At 66.6% G+C, this 16,635-nt stretch carries 27 protein-coding genes; all 27 read left to right on the forward strand.

Annotated elements, in window-relative coordinates:
* The 27 genes from N4G70_RS10320 (at position 1) to N4G70_RS10450 (ending at position 16,251) form a co-directional block, all read left to right on the forward strand.
* Positions 1–483, forward strand: coding sequence for a hypothetical protein (locus N4G70_RS10320; RefSeq protein WP_399034881.1), 483 nt, complete (start codon positions 1–3; stop codon positions 481–483).
* Positions 480–1,139 (forward strand): hypothetical protein, encoded by a 660-nt coding sequence (locus N4G70_RS10325; protein ID WP_261712263.1) that lies wholly within the window; start codon positions 480–482, stop codon positions 1,137–1,139. Before N4G70_RS10320 ends, N4G70_RS10325 begins: the two co-directional genes overlap by 4 nt.
* Positions 1,139–2,896: a WXG100 family type VII secretion target gene (locus tag N4G70_RS10330; protein WP_261712264.1), complete on the forward strand. Its 1,758-nt coding sequence runs from the start codon at positions 1,139–1,141 to the stop codon at positions 2,894–2,896. The genes N4G70_RS10325 and N4G70_RS10330 overlap by 1 nt, the downstream gene beginning before the upstream one ends.
* Positions 2,893–3,870 (forward strand): type VII secretion system-associated protein, encoded by a 978-nt coding sequence (locus N4G70_RS10335; RefSeq protein ID WP_261712265.1) that lies wholly within the window; start codon positions 2,893–2,895, stop codon positions 3,868–3,870. The genes N4G70_RS10330 and N4G70_RS10335 overlap by 4 nt, the downstream gene beginning before the upstream one ends.
* A gap of 488 nt (positions 3,871–4,358) precedes the next feature.
* Positions 4,359–4,667: a 30S ribosomal protein S10 gene (gene rpsJ, locus N4G70_RS10340; protein ID WP_003948644.1), complete on the forward strand. Its 309-nt coding sequence runs from the start codon at positions 4,359–4,361 to the stop codon at positions 4,665–4,667.
* A gap of 14 nt (positions 4,668–4,681) precedes the next feature.
* On the forward strand, positions 4,682–5,326 hold the full coding sequence (gene rplC / locus N4G70_RS10345) for a 50S ribosomal protein L3 (RefSeq protein WP_120721902.1): 645 nt from the start codon (positions 4,682–4,684) through the stop codon (positions 5,324–5,326).
* A gap of 4 nt (positions 5,327–5,330) precedes the next feature.
* Complete coding sequence (gene rplD / locus N4G70_RS10350) at positions 5,331–5,981, forward strand: 50S ribosomal protein L4 (RefSeq protein ID WP_261712267.1); 651 nt, start codon at positions 5,331–5,333, stop codon at positions 5,979–5,981.
* Complete coding sequence (gene rplW / locus N4G70_RS10355) at positions 5,981–6,295, forward strand: 50S ribosomal protein L23 (protein WP_053727606.1); 315 nt, start codon at positions 5,981–5,983, stop codon at positions 6,293–6,295. Before rplD ends, rplW begins: the two co-directional genes overlap by 1 nt.
* Before the next feature lie 39 nt (positions 6,296–6,334).
* Positions 6,335–7,171 (forward strand): 50S ribosomal protein L2, encoded by an 837-nt coding sequence (gene rplB / locus N4G70_RS10360; protein ID WP_053727607.1) that lies wholly within the window; start codon positions 6,335–6,337, stop codon positions 7,169–7,171.
* Positions 7,172–7,183: 12 nt separating this feature from the next.
* Positions 7,184–7,465, forward strand: a complete 282-nt coding sequence (rpsS, locus tag N4G70_RS10365) for a 30S ribosomal protein S19 (RefSeq protein WP_100578122.1) — start codon at positions 7,184–7,186, stop codon at positions 7,463–7,465.
* Positions 7,466–7,508: 43 nt separating this feature from the next.
* Entirely contained in the window at positions 7,509–7,856 is a 348-nt protein-coding gene (rplV, locus tag N4G70_RS10370; RefSeq protein WP_004571827.1) for a 50S ribosomal protein L22, read from the forward strand.
* Positions 7,856–8,698, forward strand: coding sequence for a 30S ribosomal protein S3 (rpsC, locus tag N4G70_RS10375; RefSeq protein ID WP_053727609.1), 843 nt, complete (start codon positions 7,856–7,858; stop codon positions 8,696–8,698). Before rplV ends, rpsC begins: the two co-directional genes overlap by 1 nt.
* Before the next feature lie 5 nt (positions 8,699–8,703).
* The gene (gene rplP, locus N4G70_RS10380; protein WP_053727610.1) at positions 8,704–9,123 is read left to right on the forward strand and encodes a 50S ribosomal protein L16; all 420 of its coding nucleotides are present in this window, start codon (positions 8,704–8,706) and stop codon (positions 9,121–9,123) included.
* Positions 9,123–9,347, forward strand: coding sequence for a 50S ribosomal protein L29 (gene rpmC / locus N4G70_RS10385; protein WP_003966952.1), 225 nt, complete (start codon positions 9,123–9,125; stop codon positions 9,345–9,347). The genes rplP and rpmC overlap by 1 nt, the downstream gene beginning before the upstream one ends.
* Positions 9,347–9,631, forward strand: a complete 285-nt coding sequence (gene rpsQ / locus N4G70_RS10390) for a 30S ribosomal protein S17 (RefSeq protein ID WP_100578124.1) — start codon at positions 9,347–9,349, stop codon at positions 9,629–9,631. Before rpmC ends, rpsQ begins: the two co-directional genes overlap by 1 nt.
* Positions 9,632–9,745: 114 nt before the next feature.
* Positions 9,746–10,114, forward strand: coding sequence for a 50S ribosomal protein L14 (gene rplN, locus N4G70_RS10395; protein WP_053727611.1), 369 nt, complete (start codon positions 9,746–9,748; stop codon positions 10,112–10,114).
* Positions 10,115–10,116: 2 nt separating this feature from the next.
* Complete coding sequence (gene rplX, locus N4G70_RS10400) at positions 10,117–10,440, forward strand: 50S ribosomal protein L24 (RefSeq protein WP_053727612.1); 324 nt, start codon at positions 10,117–10,119, stop codon at positions 10,438–10,440.
* Positions 10,440–10,997 carry a 50S ribosomal protein L5 gene (gene rplE, locus N4G70_RS10405; protein ID WP_261712270.1) on the forward strand — a complete coding sequence of 186 codons (558 nt, stop codon included), beginning with the start codon at positions 10,440–10,442 and terminating at the stop codon, positions 10,995–10,997. Before rplX ends, rplE begins: the two co-directional genes overlap by 1 nt.
* A 5-nt stretch (positions 10,998–11,002) precedes the next feature.
* A complete protein-coding gene (locus N4G70_RS10410) occupies positions 11,003–11,188 on the forward strand; it encodes a type Z 30S ribosomal protein S14 (RefSeq protein ID WP_003948630.1) in 186 nt (61 codons plus the stop codon).
* 223 nt (positions 11,189–11,411) lie between these two features.
* Positions 11,412–11,810: a 30S ribosomal protein S8 gene (rpsH, locus tag N4G70_RS10415; RefSeq protein ID WP_003966947.1), complete on the forward strand. Its 399-nt coding sequence runs from the start codon at positions 11,412–11,414 to the stop codon at positions 11,808–11,810.
* Positions 11,811–11,831: 21 nt separating this feature from the next.
* Positions 11,832–12,371: a 50S ribosomal protein L6 gene (rplF, locus tag N4G70_RS10420; protein WP_120721899.1), complete on the forward strand. Its 540-nt coding sequence runs from the start codon at positions 11,832–11,834 to the stop codon at positions 12,369–12,371.
* 3 nt (positions 12,372–12,374) lie between these two features.
* Positions 12,375–12,758, forward strand: a complete 384-nt coding sequence (rplR, locus tag N4G70_RS10425; RefSeq protein WP_100578126.1) for a 50S ribosomal protein L18 — start codon at positions 12,375–12,377, stop codon at positions 12,756–12,758.
* Positions 12,759–12,804: 46 nt separating this feature from the next.
* Positions 12,805–13,407 carry a 30S ribosomal protein S5 gene (gene rpsE / locus N4G70_RS10430; RefSeq protein ID WP_120721897.1) on the forward strand — a complete coding sequence of 201 codons (603 nt, stop codon included), beginning with the start codon at positions 12,805–12,807 and terminating at the stop codon, positions 13,405–13,407.
* On the forward strand, positions 13,407–13,589 hold the full coding sequence (gene rpmD / locus N4G70_RS10435; RefSeq protein WP_053682614.1) for a 50S ribosomal protein L30: 183 nt from the start codon (positions 13,407–13,409) through the stop codon (positions 13,587–13,589). Before rpsE ends, rpmD begins: the two co-directional genes overlap by 1 nt.
* A 1-nt stretch (position 13,590) precedes the next feature.
* Entirely contained in the window at positions 13,591–14,046 is a 456-nt protein-coding gene (gene rplO, locus N4G70_RS10440) for a 50S ribosomal protein L15 (protein ID WP_120721896.1), read from the forward strand.
* Between the two features lie 235 nt (positions 14,047–14,281).
* A complete protein-coding gene (gene secY / locus N4G70_RS10445) occupies positions 14,282–15,595 on the forward strand; it encodes a preprotein translocase subunit SecY (RefSeq protein ID WP_261712274.1) in 1,314 nt (437 codons plus the stop codon).
* Entirely contained in the window at positions 15,595–16,251 is a 657-nt protein-coding gene (locus tag N4G70_RS10450; RefSeq protein WP_261712276.1) for an adenylate kinase, read from the forward strand. The genes secY and N4G70_RS10450 overlap by 1 nt, the downstream gene beginning before the upstream one ends.
* Positions 16,252–16,635 lie beyond the last annotated feature (384 nt).

Here is a 16,635-nt window from a genome sequence, read left to right on the forward strand (position 1 = left end):
ATGGCGCCACCGGCCAAGTCCCGCCGGGCGCGCCCGGATTCGGATTGCTTTGCGAATCGGGGCTGTGTGATTCTGCCGGGCGTGGAGATACCGGGGGGACCGCAGGGGTGGCGGGGACGGCACGGGTTCGCGGCGGTGCTGGGCGGTTTCCGCCGTACGGCGACGTTGGTGCCCGAGGTCGAGGGCGGGTGGTGGACCGCCGAGTGGGGTGGGATCCGGTGGATCCACGCGTTCTCCGACGAGGCGGCGCTGGCCCGGTTCGCGATCGCACGCGGTGAAGGCGATCGGGAGTGGGCCTACCAACGGGTGCTCGGCGCACGGCTGTTGGACATCGCCGTGCCCGCGCTGGGGGTTCCGGCCGGGGTCGCGCTCGACGTCGGAAGCCCCCGGGGCATGGTCTTCCCGCCGGTCGCCGGGATCGTGCCGGAGGCCGTGGCGCTGGACGCCGGGGCGTATGCGACCGAGGGGACGGCAGGGGCATGAGCGGCGAGGGCACTGAGGATCTGCGCATACCGCCGGAGGCCCTGACGCTGATCACCCAGGGCATCAACGGGGCCCTGAGCGAGCTGGAGGAGCTCGGGCTCGTGGGGCAGGCCGGTATGGGGCGCGGGTTCGGCTCGATGGCGATGGGCGGCCTGGAGCTGGGCGACGACGGCCTCACGGAGACGTTCAGGTCCTTCTGCGAGCGCTGGGAGTGGGGCGTACGGGCGCTGGTGCAGGAGGGCAACGACTTCGCCCTGAGGGCGGGGCTCTCCGCCGGGATCGTGTACCGGGAGGACCAGTACGTCCAGGGCGGCTTCAAGGTCCTGGCCAACTCGGCGATGGGCAATCCCCACGCCACCGAGGACGAGGTCACCGGCATGTCCTGGGGAGACCTCGCCGACCACACCATGTACGCCCACGCGGACTTCAGCGCCGAGTCCTTCCAGAAGGCCGACGCGGACATCAAGCAGAGCGTGAAGGACGCCGGCCGGGACATGAGCGACAGCAAGCTGACCCCGTTCGGCCTCTCCCTGTCGGTCGCGGGGTCGGCCACGGGCCAGGACGAGGCCGTCGACCAGTGGCGCGACCGGGAGTTCGGGCCCTCACCGGAGGCCCGCGCCGAACAGCGGGCCAGGAACGGCGGGGACAAGGGCTGATGGCGGACTTCGGGGGCTGGGTCGACGGCGGGAAGAACCTGCTGAACAAGGGCCTGGACAAGGTCGAGGAGGGTGTCGACGCCGGAAAGAAGGCGGTCGGCGGTGCCGTCGACAAGGGCGCGCACCTCGCGAGCGGTCTCCTGGACCGGGTCGGCGCCCATCAACTGGCCGACCAGGTCGACGACTTCGGCGATGGTGTCGCCGCGGCCCTTGGCGCGCATGTCGACGAGAAACAGCTCGGCCAGACCGAACTGTTCAACGACCTCGTCCATGGCAACCCCAAAACGATCCGGGCCAACGCCCAGCACCTCGCGGACTTCGCGGCGGCGTTCGCCAAGGTCGGCCAGGGCATGCGCCGGCTGGACTCCGGGAGCTGGAAGGGACAGGCCGCCGAGGCGTTCCGCGCCCAGTTCGCCCTGCACCCCGCCAAGTGGGACGAGGCGTCCTTCGCCTGCCACGACGCCTCCGGCGCCCTCGTCCACTACGCCGGGACCGTCGAGTGGGCGCAGAGCAAGGCACAGGAGGCCATCGCGCTGTACCGGCAGGGCGAGCAGGAGTCCCGCGAGGCGGTGGCGGCGTACAACCAGCGGGTCGACGCCTACAACGACAAGGTGCGCGCCCAACAGGAACCCGGGCCGCGGCCCGGCCCGTTCTCCGACCCGGGCCTGGCCACCCGGCAGCGCGCCCAGGAGGTGCTCGACGAGGCCCGCCGCCAGCGCGGCGGGGCCGCGGCCGCGGCCCGGGGGATGGTCGAGGCGGCCCTGGCCTCGGCCCCGGCCGCACCGCCGCCGCTGTCCCGGCTCGGCAGCGACTACACGGACTTCATGGCAGGCGGCGCGATCGAGCTCGACCACGCCGCCGTGGGCGTGGTCAAGGGCACCGCCGACATCCTGAACTTCGCCCGCTCCCTCAACCCCGAGGACCCCTACAACCTCCTGCACCCGGCCGAGTACGAGAAAAGCGTCGCCACCACCCTCGCCGGCCTCGTCTCGACGGCCGCCCACCCGGAGCGGGCGATCAAGGGCGCGGTGGACGACTTCAAGCGGGACCCGTTCGAGTTCGCCGGCCGGCTGCTGCCCAACGCGGTCCAGCCGGAGATGTTCGCCGGGGGAACGTTGCGGACCGGGGCCAGGTTCGGGCTGCGGGAGGGCGCCGACGCTGCGATCGAGGATGCTGCCCGCTCGACGGAGGCCAAGGGCGCCGGCATCGATTCGCAGGATGGAACCCGACGACCTCACGAACCGAGACATTCGGGGGATCCCGATCGGCTCGCGGCAGCGGCCGACCGTTCCGTGGACGTCTCGACCATTCCGGGAAATGCTGTTTGGCGAACGTCGGACGAACCTCTGTGGCGCTTTGACGCGCGATCCCCTGATGCCATCTTCGAAGAAGGTTTTCAGCCTTGGGAACCGTCCAATACCCACTTGCGTGATTATGTCGAGAAGAACACGCCCTCCGCCTATGTGGGGACGACCCGCAACCCTGATCTGGGCTGGGCGCCAAAATTCAGGTACGAGATCGATGCGCCTGGTGGCATTGACGTAAATGCTTCCATGCCGGACAACATCTTTGCCAGTGAGAGTGAGATCGCCTTTCCTGGGGGCGTCCGTGCGGAGAATATTAAAGGGGTATGGGAGCGGACCCCTGATGGGGGGTGGGGGAACTTCACTCCCAATCCCAACTATCGACCCCCTGCCGCCCCGCCTGAACCCCGGGTGCGACCAAGCGGCATGCTGCCGCCAGGATGGACCCTATGACCGAGACGATGATGGGCAGCCGGGGGGATGTCGTCGCTGCGCGCGGCGACGAGTTCGTGCGGTGCGACCTGGCCTGGGGGCTTGATGAGCGCAGCCGTACCCCGTATCGGGTACGCGCCGCGGGCCCGTGGGGAAACGTGTCGGGCGCGGCCGAGGACCTGTTCAGCGCGCTGCTGGATGTACGTCTCCAGCTCGAGGCGTCGGGCTGGCGGCTCCTGGTCAAGGGCGCCAGGCCCGACGTCTGGCAGAGCGGGATGCTCCGCTCCAGCGGCAGCACCAGGGCCTACCGGCTGCGCGCGGGAGTCGCCCCGACGCCCGAGGACACCGTCGACCTTTTCGAGGACGCCGCGGACAGGGATGTTGTTTCGGTGGCCGAGCACAAGGCCGCCTACGCGGAGTGGCTGGATTCATTCGAGGCTCGGCGGGAAGGTGCCCCGGAGCCGGTCATGACCCCTGAATTGCGGGCCCAGGCGAAAGGCGCTCCGAATAGCTGGCTCTATTCGATTGACGCTGCTTATGACCCGCGGGGATCGGTTCCCCCGTACGCCGTCATCGGTGCCTGGCCGGTCGATGGCAGAGGCGAGCCCGGGGATTTCAAGCGCAATCCCAACTATCGGCCGTCACCCGTGGCCATGGGACTCCCGGTTCCCACGGACGCGATCGAAGCGGCGATGCAACTGGCCGCGACGGGGCACGGCCCCGAAGCAGACGTGGTCCGGCGCCTGGTGGGTGCGACCGTGTTCCTGGTACCGACGGATGAGGCCGGGGTGGCCCTCTATGCCGACGCCGAGGGGCGATTCGTCCCTGTGCTGACCGACCCGAAGCACGCCCCGAGCGCAGCGCCCCAGTTGCAGGCGGTCTCGTGCGGGGAGCTCGTGGCGTCTCTGCCGGCCGATGTCGCCCTCAAGCTGAACCCCGGAAGCCGGATCTCCGTGCGCATCCCCTCGGCGGAGCTGCGCGCGGCCATGCTCTGAGAGCGGCTGCGAGCGGGCACGGCGCGGACGACGCCATGTGCGGGGCGGCCGGGCGGGCGATGTCGCGCGCCGAATGCGTGAGCGCATGTGACGTGGGGTACGCTTCCCCGCTGCGATTGGCCAGGCCGTGGCCCGGTGTGGCAGACTGTCGGGGTTGCTCGGTTGAGTGCCGATGCTGCGCGCCTCCCGCCGGGAGGACCGGAAGCGAGTCCCACAGTACTCGTCGCCCCATCTGTCGCCTCGCGGCAGCGCTGGAGCGGACGTACGGGAATCTTCCGGGAAGTGTCAGCGGGGCTCCGGCCAGGCGTCCGGTGGGTGTTCTGCCCCCGTCTGCGAGGTCTTGTGGCCCGCATCCCCTTGGTTGGGAAATCCCGTATGGGATTTCTGCGTAGAGGGAGTGCGACACGCCCGACCGCGTGGGTCGGAGACAGAGTCGTCAGAACCCCCGGGTACCAGAGCGTTACGAGACAAAGGACTACTAGGTAGCCATGGCGGGACAGAAGATCCGCATCCGGCTCAAGGCCTACGACCACGAGGTCATCGACTCCTCGGCGAAGAAGATCGTCGAGACGGTGACCCGCACTGGTGCGTCGGTCGCAGGCCCGGTGCCGCTGCCCACTGAGAAGAACGTGTACTGCGTCATCAAGTCGCCGCACAAGTACAAGGACTCTCGCGAGCACTTCGAGATGCGCACGCACAAGCGCCTCATCGACATTCTCGACCCCACGCCGAAGACGGTTGACTCGCTCATGCGCCTCGACCTTCCGGCCGGTGTCGACATCGAGATCAAGCTCTGAAGGGACGGGCCGAGATGAGCAAGAACATCAAGGGCGTCCTGGGCGAGAAGCTCGGCATGACCCAGGTCTGGGACGAGAACAACCGGGTTGTCCCGGTCACCGTCATCAAGGCCGGGCCGTGTGTCGTGACGCAGGTCCGCACGAACGACGTCGACGGTTACGAGTCGGTCCAGATCGCCTTCGGCGAGATTGACCCGCGCAAGGTGAACAAGCCCCTCAAGGGTCACTTCGCCAAGGCCGACGTGACCCCGCGCCGCCACCTGGTGGAGCTCCGCACCCCTGACGCCAGCGAGTACACGCTGGGCCAGGAGATCACTGCCGAGGTGTTCGAGTCCGGCGTCAAGGTCGACGTCACGGGCAAGAGCAAGGGCAAGGGCTTCGCCGGTGTCATGAAGCGTCACAACTTCAAGGGCCTCGGCGCCGGACACGGCGTCCAGCGCAAGCACCGCTCGCCCGGTTCCATCGGTGGCTGCGCCACCCCGGGCCGCGTGTTCAAGGGCGTCCGCATGGCGGGCCGCATGGGCAACGAGCGTGTCACCACCCAGAACCTGACCATCCACGCGGTTGACGCGGAGAAGGGTCTGCTGCTCATCAAGGGCGCGGTCCCCGGTCCGAACGGCGGCCTCGTCCTGGTCCGTACCGCGGCCAAGGGGGCTTGAGGTAATGAGCACCATTGACATCCTTTCGCCGGCAGGCGACAAGGCCGGTACCGTCGAGCTCCCCGCGGAGATCTTCGACGCGAAGACCAGCGTTCCGCTGATCCACCAGGTCGTTGTCGCGCAGCTGGCTGCTGCCCGTCAGGGCACGCACAAGACCAAGACCCGCGGCGAAGTCCGTGGTGGTGGCCGCAAGCCGTACCGCCAGAAGGGCACCGGCCGCGCGCGCCAGGGTTCGACCCGTGCGCCGCAGTTCGCCGGTGGTGGCGTCGTCCACGGCCCGCAGCCGCGTGACTACTCGCAGCGCACCCCGAAGAAGATGAAGGTCGCCGCCCTGCGCGGTGCCCTCTCCGACCGGGCACGCCACTCCCGCATCCACGTCGTCACCGGCGTGGTCGACGGAACGGCTTCCACCAAGGCCGCCAAGACGCTGTTCGGCAAGATCTCGGAGCGCAACAACCTGCTCCTGGTCGTCGAGCGCGCCGACGAGGCCGCGTGGCTGTCCGCCCGCAACCTGCCCCAGGTCCACATCCTGGAGCCGGGCCAGCTGAACACGTACGACGTGATCGTCTCCGACGACGTGGTCTTCACCCAGGCCGCTTTCGAGTCCTTCGTGTCTGGCCCCAAGGCCGATGACAACGAGGGGAGCGAGGCCTGATGGCCGAGATCACCAGCAAGACCTTCACGGACCCGCGCGACATTCTTGTCAAGCCGGTTGTGTCCGAGAAGAGCTACGCGCTGCTCGACGAGAACAAGTACACGTTCATCGTGAAGCCGGGCTCCAACAAGACCCAGATCAAGCAGGCCGTGGAAGCGGTCTTCTCGGTCAAGGTCACCGGGGTCAACACGATCAACCGCCAGGGCAAGCGCAAGCGCACGAAGACCGGTTTCGGCAAGCGTGCCGACACCAAGCGCGCCATCGTGACCCTTGCTGAGGGCGACCGTATCGACATCTTCGGCCAGGCCTCCTAACGGAGCGCCCTGGTCCGAATATCGGACGAGGACTGAGAAATGGGTATCCGCAAGTACAAGCCGACGACTCCGGGCCGTCGTGGCTCCAGCGTCGCCGACTTCGTCGAGATCACGCGGTCCACGCCGGAGAAGTCGCTGGTCCGCCCCCTGCACAGCAAGGGCGGCCGTAACAACACCGGTCGTGTGACCGTCCGTCACCAGGGCGGTGGCCACAAGCGTGCCTACCGCGTGATCGACTTCCGTCGTCACGACAAGGACGGCGTGCCGGCCAAGGTCGCTCACATCGAGTACGACCCGAACCGCACCGCGCGCATCGCGCTCCTGCACTACGCAGACGGCGAGAAGCGCTACATCATCGCGCCCCGTGGCCTGAGCCAGGGTGACCGCGTTGAGAACGGCCCCGGGGCCGACATCAAGCCGGGCAACAACCTGGCGCTGCGCAACATCCCGGTCGGTACGACCATCCACGCCATCGAGCTGCGTCCCGGTGGCGGTGCGAAGTTCGCCCGTTCCGCGGGTGCTTCGGTGCAGCTGCTGGCGAAGGAGGGCACGATGGCCCACCTTCGTATGCCGTCCGGCGAAATTCGCCTGGTCGACGCCCGCTGCCGCGCCACGATCGGCGAGGTCGGCAACGCCGAGCAGTCGAACATCAACTGGGGCAAGGCCGGCCGCATGCGCTGGAAGGGCGTCCGCCCCTCCGTCCGCGGTGTTGCCATGAACCCGGTCGACCACCCGCACGGTGGTGGTGAGGGCAAGACCTCCGGTGGTCGCCACCCGGTCAGCCCGTGGGGTCAGAAGGAGGGTCGTACTCGCTCGCCGAAGAAGGCATCGAGCAAGTACATCGTCCGCCGCCGCAAGACGAACAAGAAGCGCTAGGAGCGGGTTTAGATGCCGCGCAGTCTCAAGAAGGGACCCTTCGTCGACGGACACCTCGTAAAGAAGGTGGACGCTCAGAACGAAGCTGGTACCAAGAACGTCATCAAGACCTGGTCCCGTCGCTCGATGATCATCCCGGCCATGCTCGGCCACACGATCGCGGTGCACAACGGCAAGACCCACGTCCCGGTGTTTGTCTCCGAGTCGATGGTCGGCCACAAGCTCGGCGAGTTCTCGCCGACTCGCACCTTCCGCGGCCACGTCAAGGACGACCGGAAGTCGAAGCGCCGCTAACGCGGGGTGGGTAACGACTATGACTTACACCGAAGGGACAACCATGGAAGCCAGGGCCCAGGCGCGGTACATCCGCGTCACGCCCATGAAGGCCCGCCGCGTGGTGGACCTTATCCGTGGCATGGATGCCACGGAGGCTCAGGCGGTCCTGCGCTTCGCCCCGCAGGCCGCGAGCGTGCCGGTCGGCAAGGTGCTGGACAGCGCCATTGCCAACGCCGCGCACAACTACGACCACACCGACGCCTCTTCGCTGGTCATCAGCGAGGCGTACGTGGACGAGGGCCCGACCCTGAAGCGGTTCCGTCCGCGTGCTCAGGGCCGTGCCTACCGGATCCGTAAGCGGACCAGCCACATCACCGTGGTCGTCAGCAGCAAGGAAGGAACCCGGTAATGGGCCAGAAGGTAAACCCGCACGGGTTCCGACTCGGCATTACCACGGACTTCAAGTCCCGTTGGTACGCCGACAAGCTGTACAAGGACTACGTCAAGGAAGACGTCGCCATCCGTCGGATGATGACGTCCGGCATGGAGCGCGCCGGCATCTCGAAGGTTGAGATCGAGCGCACCCGTGACCGCGTGCGGGTGGACATCCACACCGCGCGTCCCGGCATCGTCATCGGCCGCCGTGGCGCCGAGGCCGACCGCATCCGCGGCGACCTCGAGAAGCTCACGGGCAAGCAGGTCCAGCTGAACATCCTCGAGGTCAAGAACCCCGAGATGGACGCTCAGCTGGTTGCTCAGGCCGTTGCCGAGCAGCTCTCCTCCCGCGTCTCCTTCCGTCGTGCCATGCGCAAGAGCATGCAGGGCACGATGAAGGCCGGCGCCAAGGGCATCAAGATCCAGTGCGGTGGCCGCCTCGGCGGCGCCGAGATGTCCCGCTCGGAGTTCTACCGCGAAGGCCGTGTGCCGCTGCACACCCTGCGCGCGAACATCGACTACGGCTTCTTCGAGGCCAAGACGACCTTCGGCCGCATCGGCGTGAAGGTCTGGATCTACAAGGGCGACGTCAAGAACATCGCCGAGGTTCGCGCCGAGAACGCAGCGGCCCGTGCGGGTAACCGCCCGGCCCGTGGTGGCGCCAACGACCGTCCGGCCGGTGGCCGCGGTGGTCGTGGCGGCGAGCGTGGCGGTCGCGGCCGCAAGCCGCAGCAGGCTGCGCCGGCTGCCGAGGCCCCCAAGGCCGAGGCTCCCGCCGCCGCCGCTCCGGCTGAGAGCACCGGAACGGAGGCCTGACCGAAATGCTGATCCCCCGTAGGGTCAAGCACCGCAAGCAGCACCACCCCAAGCGCCGCGGTATGGCCAAGGGTGGTACGACGGTTGCGTTCGGCGAGTACGGCATTCAGGCCCTCACGCCGGCGTACGTGACCAACCGCCAGATCGAGGCGGCTCGTATCGCGATGACCCGCCACATCAAGCGTGGCGGCAAGGTCTGGATCAACATCTACCCGGACCGCCCGCTCACGAAGAAGCCTGCCGAGACCCGCATGGGTTCCGGTAAGGGTTCTCCGGAGTGGTGGGTCGCGAACGTTCACCCGGGTCGGGTGATGTTCGAGCTGTCCTACCCGAACGAGAAGATTGCTCGTGAGGCGCTCACCCGAGCCGCTCACAAGCTCCCGATGAAGTGCCGCATCGTCCGGCGCGAGGCAGGTGAGGCGTGATGTCGGCCGGAACCAAGGCGTCCGAACTGCGCGAGCTGGGTGACGAGGAGCTTCTCAACAAGCTCCGCGAAGCCAAGGAAGAGCTGTTCAACCTCCGCTTCCAGGCGGCGACGGGCCAGCTCGAGAACCACGGGCGGCTCAAGTCCGTCCGTAAGGACATCGCCCGGATCTACACCCTGATGCGCGAGCGCGAGCTGGGCATCGAGACGGTGGAGAGCGCCTGATGAGCGAGAAGAATGTGACTGAGACGACTGAAGCGCGCGGTTTCCGCAAGACCCGTGAGGGTCTGGTCGTCAGCGACAAGATGGACAAGACCGTCGTCGTCGCTGTCGAGGACCGTGTGAAGCACGCGCTGTACGGCAAGGTCATCCGCCGTACGAACAAGCTCAAGGCGCACGACGAGCAGAACGCTGCCGGTGTCGGTGACCGCGTCCTCATCATGGAGACGCGTCCGCTGTCGGCGAGCAAGCGCTGGCGCATCGTCGAGATCCTCGAGAAGGCCAAGTAAGGAAATTCTCTGAGGGGTTTCCCTCAGAGTGGTTCCGCCAGGCTCGGTGGGGGCCGCACCTCGTAAGAGGCCCGTGGCCCCCGCCGGGAACCGGCAGACGATCAGGAGATAGACGTGATCCAGCAGGAGTCGCGACTGCGCGTCGCCGACAACACTGGTGCGAAGGAAATCCTTTGCATCCGTGTGCTCGGTGGCTCCGGTCGCCGCTACGCGGGTATCGGTGACGTCATCGTCGCCACCGTCAAGGACGCGATCCCCGGTGGCAACGTGAAGAAGGGCGACGTCGTCAAGGCTGTCGTCGTGCGCACCGTCAAGGAGCGTCGTCGTCAGGACGGCTCGTACATCCGCTTCGACGAGAACGCGGCCGTCATCCTCAAGAACGATGGCGACCCCCGCGGCACCCGCATCTTCGGCCCGGTGGGCCGGGAGCTGCGCGAGAAGAAGTTCATGAAGATCATCTCGCTCGCGCCGGAGGTGCTGTAAGCATGAAGATCAAGAAGGGCGACCTGGTTCAGGTCATCACCGGTAAGGACAAGGGCAAGCAGGGCAAGGTCATCGCGGCCTTCCCCCGCGAGGACCGCGTCCTGGTCGAGGGTGTCAACCGGGTCAAGAAGCACACCAAGGCCGGCCAGACCGCTCGCGGTTCGCAGACCGGTGGCATTGTGACGACCGAGGCCCCGATCCACGTGAGCAACGTTCAGCTCGTCGTGGAGAAGGACGGCAACAAGGTCGTTACCCGCGTCGGTTTCCGCTTCGACGACGAGGGCAACAAGATCCGCGTTGCCAAGCGGACGGGTGAGGACATCTGATGGCTACCACCACCACTCCGCGTCTCAAGACGAAGTACCGCGAGGAAATCGCGGGCAAGCTGCGTGAGGAGTTCTCGTACGAGAACGTCATGCAGATCCCCGGCCTCGTCAAGATCGTGGTCAACATGGGTGTGGGCGACGCCGCCCGCGACTCCAAGCTGATGGACGGCGCGGTTCGCGACCTCACCACGATCACGGGCCAGAAGCCGGCCGTCACCAAGGCCCGCAAGTCCATCGCGCAGTTCAAGCTGCGCGAGGGTCAGCCGATCGGCTGCCACGTCACCCTCCGTGGTGACCGCATGTGGGAGTTCCTGGACCGTACGCTGTCGCTCGCGCTGCCGCGTATCCGTGACTTCCGTGGTCTGTCGCCGAAGCAGTTCGACGGCCGTGGCAACTACACCTTCGGTCTCACGGAGCAGGTCATGTTCCACGAGATCGACCAGGACAAGATCGACCGTACCCGGGGTATGGACATCACCGTGGTCACCACGGCGACCAACGACGACGAGGGCCGTGCCCTCCTTCGTCACCTCGGCTTCCCCTTCAAGGAGGCGTAAGCGAGATGGCGAAGAAGGCTCTCATCGCGAAGGCTGCCCGCAAGCCCAAGTTCGGTGTGCGCGGTTACACGCGCTGCCAGCGTTGCGGTCGTCCCCACTCCGTGTACCGCAAGTTCGGCCTGTGCCGCGTGTGCCTTCGTGAGATGGCTCACCGTGGCGAGCTGCCGGGCGTGACCAAGAGCTCCTGGTAATTCCCCTCTGTCCTCAGGGACTTGGGAATTTCCGGACGCTCTCGGTAAGTATCTGGTCGGCGGAGGCCCGACTCCCCATGCCGTAGGCTTGTGGGGTTGGGCGTCCGCCGCCCATAACGACTTACTACGCCGTAGGTCCCCGCACCGCACCCGTCCCGCCACTGAGTGGGGAGAGGGATGGCGCATACAGGAAACCGCGGCGAGAGAGGCCGAAGGCCGATTCATGACCATGACTGACCCGATCGCAGACATGCTCACTCGTCTGCGCAACGCTAACTCGGCGTACCACGACTCCGTCGTGATGCCGCACAGCAAGATCAAGTCGCACATCGCGGAGATCCTCCAGCAGGAGGGCTTCATCACTGGCTGGAAGGTCGAGGACGCCGAAGTCGGCAAGAACCTCGTCCTCGAGCTGAAGTTCGGGCCGAACCGTGAGCGCTCCATCGCGGGCATCAAGCGGATCTCGAAGCCCGGTCTGCGTGTGTACGCGAAGTCCACCAACCTGCCGAAGGTGCTCGGCGGCCTGGGCGTGGCGATCATCTCCACGTCGCACGGTCTGCTCACCGGTCAGCAGGCAGGCAAGAAGGGCGTAGGTGGGGAAGTCCTCGCCTACGTCTGGTAGTCGGGAACGGAGGAAAAGCTAATGTCGCGAATCGGCAAGCTCCCCATCCAGGTTCCCGCCGGTGTGGACGTCACCATCGATGGCCGTACGGTGCACGTGAAGGGCCCCAAGGGTTCCCTCTCGCACGCTGTTGCGGCTCCCATCGAGATCGTGAAGGGTGAGGACGGCGTTCTGAACGTCACCCGCCCCAACGACGAGCGTCAGAACAAGGCCCTGCACGGCCTGTCCCGCACGCTGGTGGCCAACATGATCACCGGTGTGACCCAGGGATACATCAAGGCGCTCGAGATCAGCGGTGTCGGTTACCGCGTCCAGGCGAAGGGCTCCAACCTGGAGTTCGCGCTCGGATACAGCCACTCGATCACCGTCGAGGCCCCCGAAGGCATCACCTTCAAGGTCGAGTCGCCCACGAAGTTCTCGGTCGAGGGCATCGACAAGCAGAAGGTCGGCGAGGTCGCCGCGAACATCCGCAAGCTGCGGAAGCCCGACCCGTACAAGGCCAAGGGTGTCAAGTACGCCGGCGAAGTCATCCGCCGCAAGGTCGGAAAGGCTGGTAAGTAAGCCATGGCATACGGTGTGAAGATCGCCAAGGGCGACGCTTACAAGCGTGCCGCCAAGGCACGTCGCCACGTCCGCATCCGCAAGCACGTGTCGGGTACGGCGGAGCGTCCGCGCCTCGTCGTGACGCGTTCCAACCGCGGTATCACCGCTCAGGTCATCGACGACCTCAAGGGTCACACCCTGGCGTCGGCGTCGACTCTGGACGCGTCGATCCGTGGTGGCGAGGGCGACAAGTCCGCGCAGGCCAAGTCGGTCGGGGCCCTGGTCGCCGAGCGCGCCAAGGCCGCGGGCGTCGAGACCGTCGTGTTCGACCGTGGTGGCAACAGGTACGCCGGGCGCATTGCCGCTCTGGCTGACGCCGCCCGCGAAGCCGGGCTGAAGTTCTAAGCCCCGGTTCCGGGACTAACGGACGTAACAGAGAGAGGTAAATCCAATGGCTGGACCCCAGCGCCGCGGAAGCGGTGCCGGTGGCGGCGAGCGGCGGGACCGGAAGGGTCGCGACGGTGGCGCTGCCGCCGAGAAGACCGCTTACGTTGAGCGCGTTGTCGCGATCAACCGCGTTGCCAAGGTTGTCAAGGGTGGTCGCCGCTTCAGCTTCACCGCGCTGGTCGTGGTGGGCGACGGTGACGGCACCGTAGGTGTCGGTTACGGCAAGGCCAAGGAAGTTCCCGCGGCCATCGCCAAGGGTGTCGAGGAAGCCAAGAAGAACTTCTTCAAGGTTCCGCGCATCCAGGGCACCATCCCTCACCCGATCACGGGCGAGCGTGCGGCGGGCGTCGTGCTCCTGAAGCCGGCTTCCCCCGGTACCGGTGTTATCGCCGGTGGTCCGGTGCGCGCCGTTCTGGAGTGCGCCGGCGTTCACGACATCCTGTCGAAGTCGCTCGGCTCCTCGAACGCGATCAACATCGTGCACGCGACCGTGGCGGCCCTCAAGGGCCTGCAGCGTCCCGAGGAGATCGCGGCTCGCCGTGGTCTGCCCCTCGAGGCCGTCGCCCCCGCGGCTCTGCTGCGTGCACGTGCGGGAGCGGGTGTCTAATGGCCCGCCTCAAGATCACGCAGACGAAGTCGTACATCGGCAGCAAGCAGAACCACCGCGACACCCTGCGTTCGCTCGGGCTCAAGCGCCTGAACGACGTGGTTGTCAAGGAGGACCGCCCCGAGTTCCGCGGCATGGTGCAGACCGTCCGCCACCTCGTGACGGTTGAGGAGGTTGACTGACATGGGTGAGAACAGCCCGCTGAAGGCCCATAACCTCCGTCCTGCCCCGGGCGCCAAGACCGCCAAGACCCGTGTGGGTCGTGGTGAGGCGTCCAAGGGTAAGACCGCAGGTCGTGGTACCAAGGGTACGAAGGCCCGCTACCAGGTTCCGCAGCGCTTCGAGGGTGGCCAGATGCCCCTCCACATGCGCCTGCCGAAGCTCAAGGGTTTCCGTAACCCCTTCCGCACCGAGTTCCAGGTCGTGAACCTGGACAAGCTCGGCGCTCTCTACCCCGAGGGTGGAGAGGTCACGGTGGCCGACCTGGTCGCCAAGGGCGCGGTTCGCAAGAACAGCCTCGTCAAGGTCCTGGGCCAGGGCGAGATCTCCGTGGCGCTGCAGGTTTCGGTTGACGCCGTTTCCGGCTCCGCCAAGGAGAAGATTGCCGCCGCCGGCGGCACCGTCACCGAGCTTGTCTGAGACAGCTTGATGGCTTGAACATCCAACCGGGGATGCCTCTCAAATGGGGCATCCCCGGTTGGTCGTTCCTAGGGGGGCACGGTCGCCGGTAAGGTGGCGTGCACTGTCTAAGTTCCGTGCTGTGTGCCTGGACGGCTCCGGCACGGTTTTTTGGCAGATCAAGACTTCAATCCTTATTCGTCGATCCTCAAGACCGTCACCCTGACGCACTTGCGCGGGGGTCGCAGGAGGCACCGTGCTCACCGCGTTCGCCCAGGCGTTCAAGACGCCTGACCTGCGCAAGAAGCTGCTCTTCACACTCGGCATCATCGTGGTCTACCGGCTCGGTACGCACGTTCCGATGCCCGGGGTGAGCTACAAGAACGTACAGACCTGTGTCGACCAGGCCCAGCAGAACAGTGGCCTGTTCAGTCTGGTGAACATGTTCAGCGGCGGTGCGCTGCTGCAGATCACGATCTTCGCGCTCGGCATCATGCCGTACATCACGGCGAGCATCATCCTGCAGCTGCTGACCGTGGTGATCCCGCGTCTGGAAGCCCTCAAGAAGGAGGGCCAGGCGGGTACGGCGAAGATCACGCAGTACACGCGTTATCTGACCGTCGCGCTGGCGATCCTCCAGGGCACCGGCCTCGTGGCCACCGCCCGCAACGGCGCCCTCTTCAACGGGTGCCAGGTCGCCACCGAGATCATCCCGAACCGGTCGATCTTCACGACCATCACGATGGTCATCACGATGACCGCCGGTACGGCCTGCGTCATGTGGCTCGGTGAGGTCATCACCGACCGCGGCATCGGCAACGGCATGTCCATCCTGATGTTCATCTCGATCGCCGCCAGCTTCCCGAGCTCCCTGTGGGCCATCAAGAAGCAGGGTCACCTGGCCGGTGGCTGGATCGAGTTCGGCACCGTGGTGCTCGTCGGCCTGGTGATGGTCGGGCTCGTGGTCTTCGTCGAGCAGGCCCAGCGGCGCGTTCCGGTCCAGTACGCGAAGCGCATGATCGGCCGGCGGTCGTACGGCGGGACCTCGACCTACATTCCGCTGAAGGTCAATCAGGCCGGTGTGATCCCGGTCATCTTCGCTTCGTCGCTGCTCTACATCCCGGCGCTCGTCGTACAGTTCTCCAACTCGACGGCCGGCTGGGCGACCTGGATCAAGGACAACTTGACCAAGGGCGACCATCCTTACTACATCGTCAGCTACTTCCTGTTGATCGTGTTCTTCGCCTTCTTCTATGTGGCGATCTCGTTCAACCCCGAGGAAGTCGCCGACAACATGAAGAAGTATGGTGGCTTCATCCCGGGCATCCGGGCTGGCCGACCGACCGCTGAGTACCTGAGCTACGTACTCAACCGGATCACCTGGCCGGGGTCGCTGTATCTGGGGCTGATCGCGCTCGTACCGACAATGGCGTTGATCATCTTCGGCGGTGTCCAGAGCTTCCCGCTCGGCGGGACGAGCATCCTCATCATCGTGGGTGTGGGTCTGGAGACCGTTAAGCAGATCGAGAGCCAGCTTCAGCAGCGCAATTACGAAGGGTTCCTCCGCTGATGCGAATCGTCCTCGTCGGACCGCCCGGTGCAGGCAAGGGAACGCAGGCCGCGTTCCTTGCCCAGAACCTGGCGATCCCGCACATCTCCACGGGCGACCTCTTCCGTGCCAACATCAGCCAGGGCACGGAGCTCGGCAAGCAGGCCAAGGCGTACATGGACGCCGGCAACCTGGTACCGGACGAGGTCACCATCGGGATGGCCAAGGACCGCATGGAAGCGCCGGACGCCGAGAACGGCTTCCTGCTCGACGGCTTCCCGCGCAACGTGGTCCAGGCCGAGGCGCTCGACGAGGTGCTGAAGGCGGACGGCGTGAAGCTGGACGCGGTGCTCGACCTCGAGGTCTCCGAGGACGAGGTCGTCAAGCGGATCGCCGGTCGGCGCATCTGCCGCAACGACAGCGCGCACGTCTTCCACGTGGCGTACAACGCCCCCAAGCAGGACGGCGTCTGCGACAAGTGCGGCGGGGAGCTGTACCAGCGGGGCGACGACACCGAGGACACGGTGCGCAAGCGGCTCGAGGTCTACCACAGCGAGACCGAGCCGATCATCGACTACTACCGGGCGCAGGGGCTGGTCATCACGATCGCCGCGCTGGGCAAGGTCGACGAGGTCACCAAGAAGGCGATGGACGCGTTGCGCCGCGAAGCGGCGTAGCCCTCGTATCCAGTGCTGCTTGCGGCCGCGGTGCCCCCTGGCGGGGGTGCCGCGGCCGTTCTGCGTGCGGCGCCTCTCGCTCTTCCCGGGGCTCCGCCCCAGACCCCGTTCGCGCCTTGAGGGCGCTCGTCCTCAAACGCCGGACGGGCTGAGGTGCCCCGTGCTGGTCGGCACCGAGTAGTTAGGGGCGCGGGGAACTGCGCGGGGAGCGATCACGGTCCGCAGCCGGAGTTCGAGGTCCCTGGGGCTCCGCCCCAGACCCCGTTCGCGCCTTGAGGGCGCTCGTCCTCAAACGCCGGACGGGCTGAGGTGCCCGGTGCTGGCCGGCACCGAGTAGTTAGGGGCGCGGGGAACTGCGGGACCGGTCGCGCACGGGTCGCACCT

It is taken from the genome of Streptomyces sp. ASQP_92 (genome assembly GCF_025399895.1).
Classification (GTDB): Bacteria; Actinomycetota; Actinomycetes; order Streptomycetales; family Streptomycetaceae; genus Streptomyces.

Bases quoted from the DNA above. Each gene is read 5' to 3' on its own strand.
- N4G70_RS10320 (WP_399034881.1), top strand. From the start codon at position 1: ATGGCGCCACCGGCCAAGTCCCGCCGGGCGCGCCCGGATTCGGATTGC.
- N4G70_RS10325 (WP_261712263.1), top strand. From the start codon at position 480: ATGAGCGGCGAGGGCACTGAGGATCTGCGCATACCGCCGGAGGCCCTG.
- N4G70_RS10330 (WP_261712264.1), top strand. From the start codon at position 1,139: ATGGCGGACTTCGGGGGCTGGGTCGACGGCGGGAAGAACCTGCTGAAC.
- N4G70_RS10335 (WP_261712265.1), top strand. From the start codon at position 2,893: ATGACCGAGACGATGATGGGCAGCCGGGGGGATGTCGTCGCTGCGCGC.
- rpsJ (WP_003948644.1), top strand. From the start codon at position 4,359: ATGGCGGGACAGAAGATCCGCATCCGGCTCAAGGCCTACGACCACGAG.
- rplC (WP_120721902.1), top strand. From the start codon at position 4,682: ATGAGCAAGAACATCAAGGGCGTCCTGGGCGAGAAGCTCGGCATGACC.
- rplD (WP_261712267.1), top strand. From the start codon at position 5,331: ATGAGCACCATTGACATCCTTTCGCCGGCAGGCGACAAGGCCGGTACC.
- rplW (WP_053727606.1), top strand. From the start codon at position 5,981: ATGGCCGAGATCACCAGCAAGACCTTCACGGACCCGCGCGACATTCTT.
- rplB (WP_053727607.1), top strand. From the start codon at position 6,335: ATGGGTATCCGCAAGTACAAGCCGACGACTCCGGGCCGTCGTGGCTCC.
- rpsS (WP_100578122.1), top strand. From the start codon at position 7,184: ATGCCGCGCAGTCTCAAGAAGGGACCCTTCGTCGACGGACACCTCGTA.
- rplV (WP_004571827.1), top strand. From the start codon at position 7,509: ATGGAAGCCAGGGCCCAGGCGCGGTACATCCGCGTCACGCCCATGAAG.
- rpsC (WP_053727609.1), top strand. From the start codon at position 7,856: ATGGGCCAGAAGGTAAACCCGCACGGGTTCCGACTCGGCATTACCACG.
- rplP (WP_053727610.1), top strand. From the start codon at position 8,704: ATGCTGATCCCCCGTAGGGTCAAGCACCGCAAGCAGCACCACCCCAAG.
- rpmC (WP_003966952.1), top strand. From the start codon at position 9,123: ATGTCGGCCGGAACCAAGGCGTCCGAACTGCGCGAGCTGGGTGACGAG.
- rpsQ (WP_100578124.1), top strand. From the start codon at position 9,347: ATGAGCGAGAAGAATGTGACTGAGACGACTGAAGCGCGCGGTTTCCGC.
- rplX (WP_053727612.1), top strand. From the start codon at position 10,117: ATGAAGATCAAGAAGGGCGACCTGGTTCAGGTCATCACCGGTAAGGAC.
- rplE (WP_261712270.1), top strand. From the start codon at position 10,440: ATGGCTACCACCACCACTCCGCGTCTCAAGACGAAGTACCGCGAGGAA.
- N4G70_RS10410 (WP_003948630.1), top strand. From the start codon at position 11,003: ATGGCGAAGAAGGCTCTCATCGCGAAGGCTGCCCGCAAGCCCAAGTTC.
- rpsH (WP_003966947.1), top strand. From the start codon at position 11,412: ATGACCATGACTGACCCGATCGCAGACATGCTCACTCGTCTGCGCAAC.
- rplF (WP_120721899.1), top strand. From the start codon at position 11,832: ATGTCGCGAATCGGCAAGCTCCCCATCCAGGTTCCCGCCGGTGTGGAC.
- rplR (WP_100578126.1), top strand. From the start codon at position 12,375: ATGGCATACGGTGTGAAGATCGCCAAGGGCGACGCTTACAAGCGTGCC.
- rpsE (WP_120721897.1), top strand. From the start codon at position 12,805: ATGGCTGGACCCCAGCGCCGCGGAAGCGGTGCCGGTGGCGGCGAGCGG.
- rpmD (WP_053682614.1), top strand. From the start codon at position 13,407: ATGGCCCGCCTCAAGATCACGCAGACGAAGTCGTACATCGGCAGCAAG.
- rplO (WP_120721896.1), top strand. From the start codon at position 13,591: ATGGGTGAGAACAGCCCGCTGAAGGCCCATAACCTCCGTCCTGCCCCG.
- N4G70_RS10450 (WP_261712276.1), top strand. From the start codon at position 15,595: ATGCGAATCGTCCTCGTCGGACCGCCCGGTGCAGGCAAGGGAACGCAG.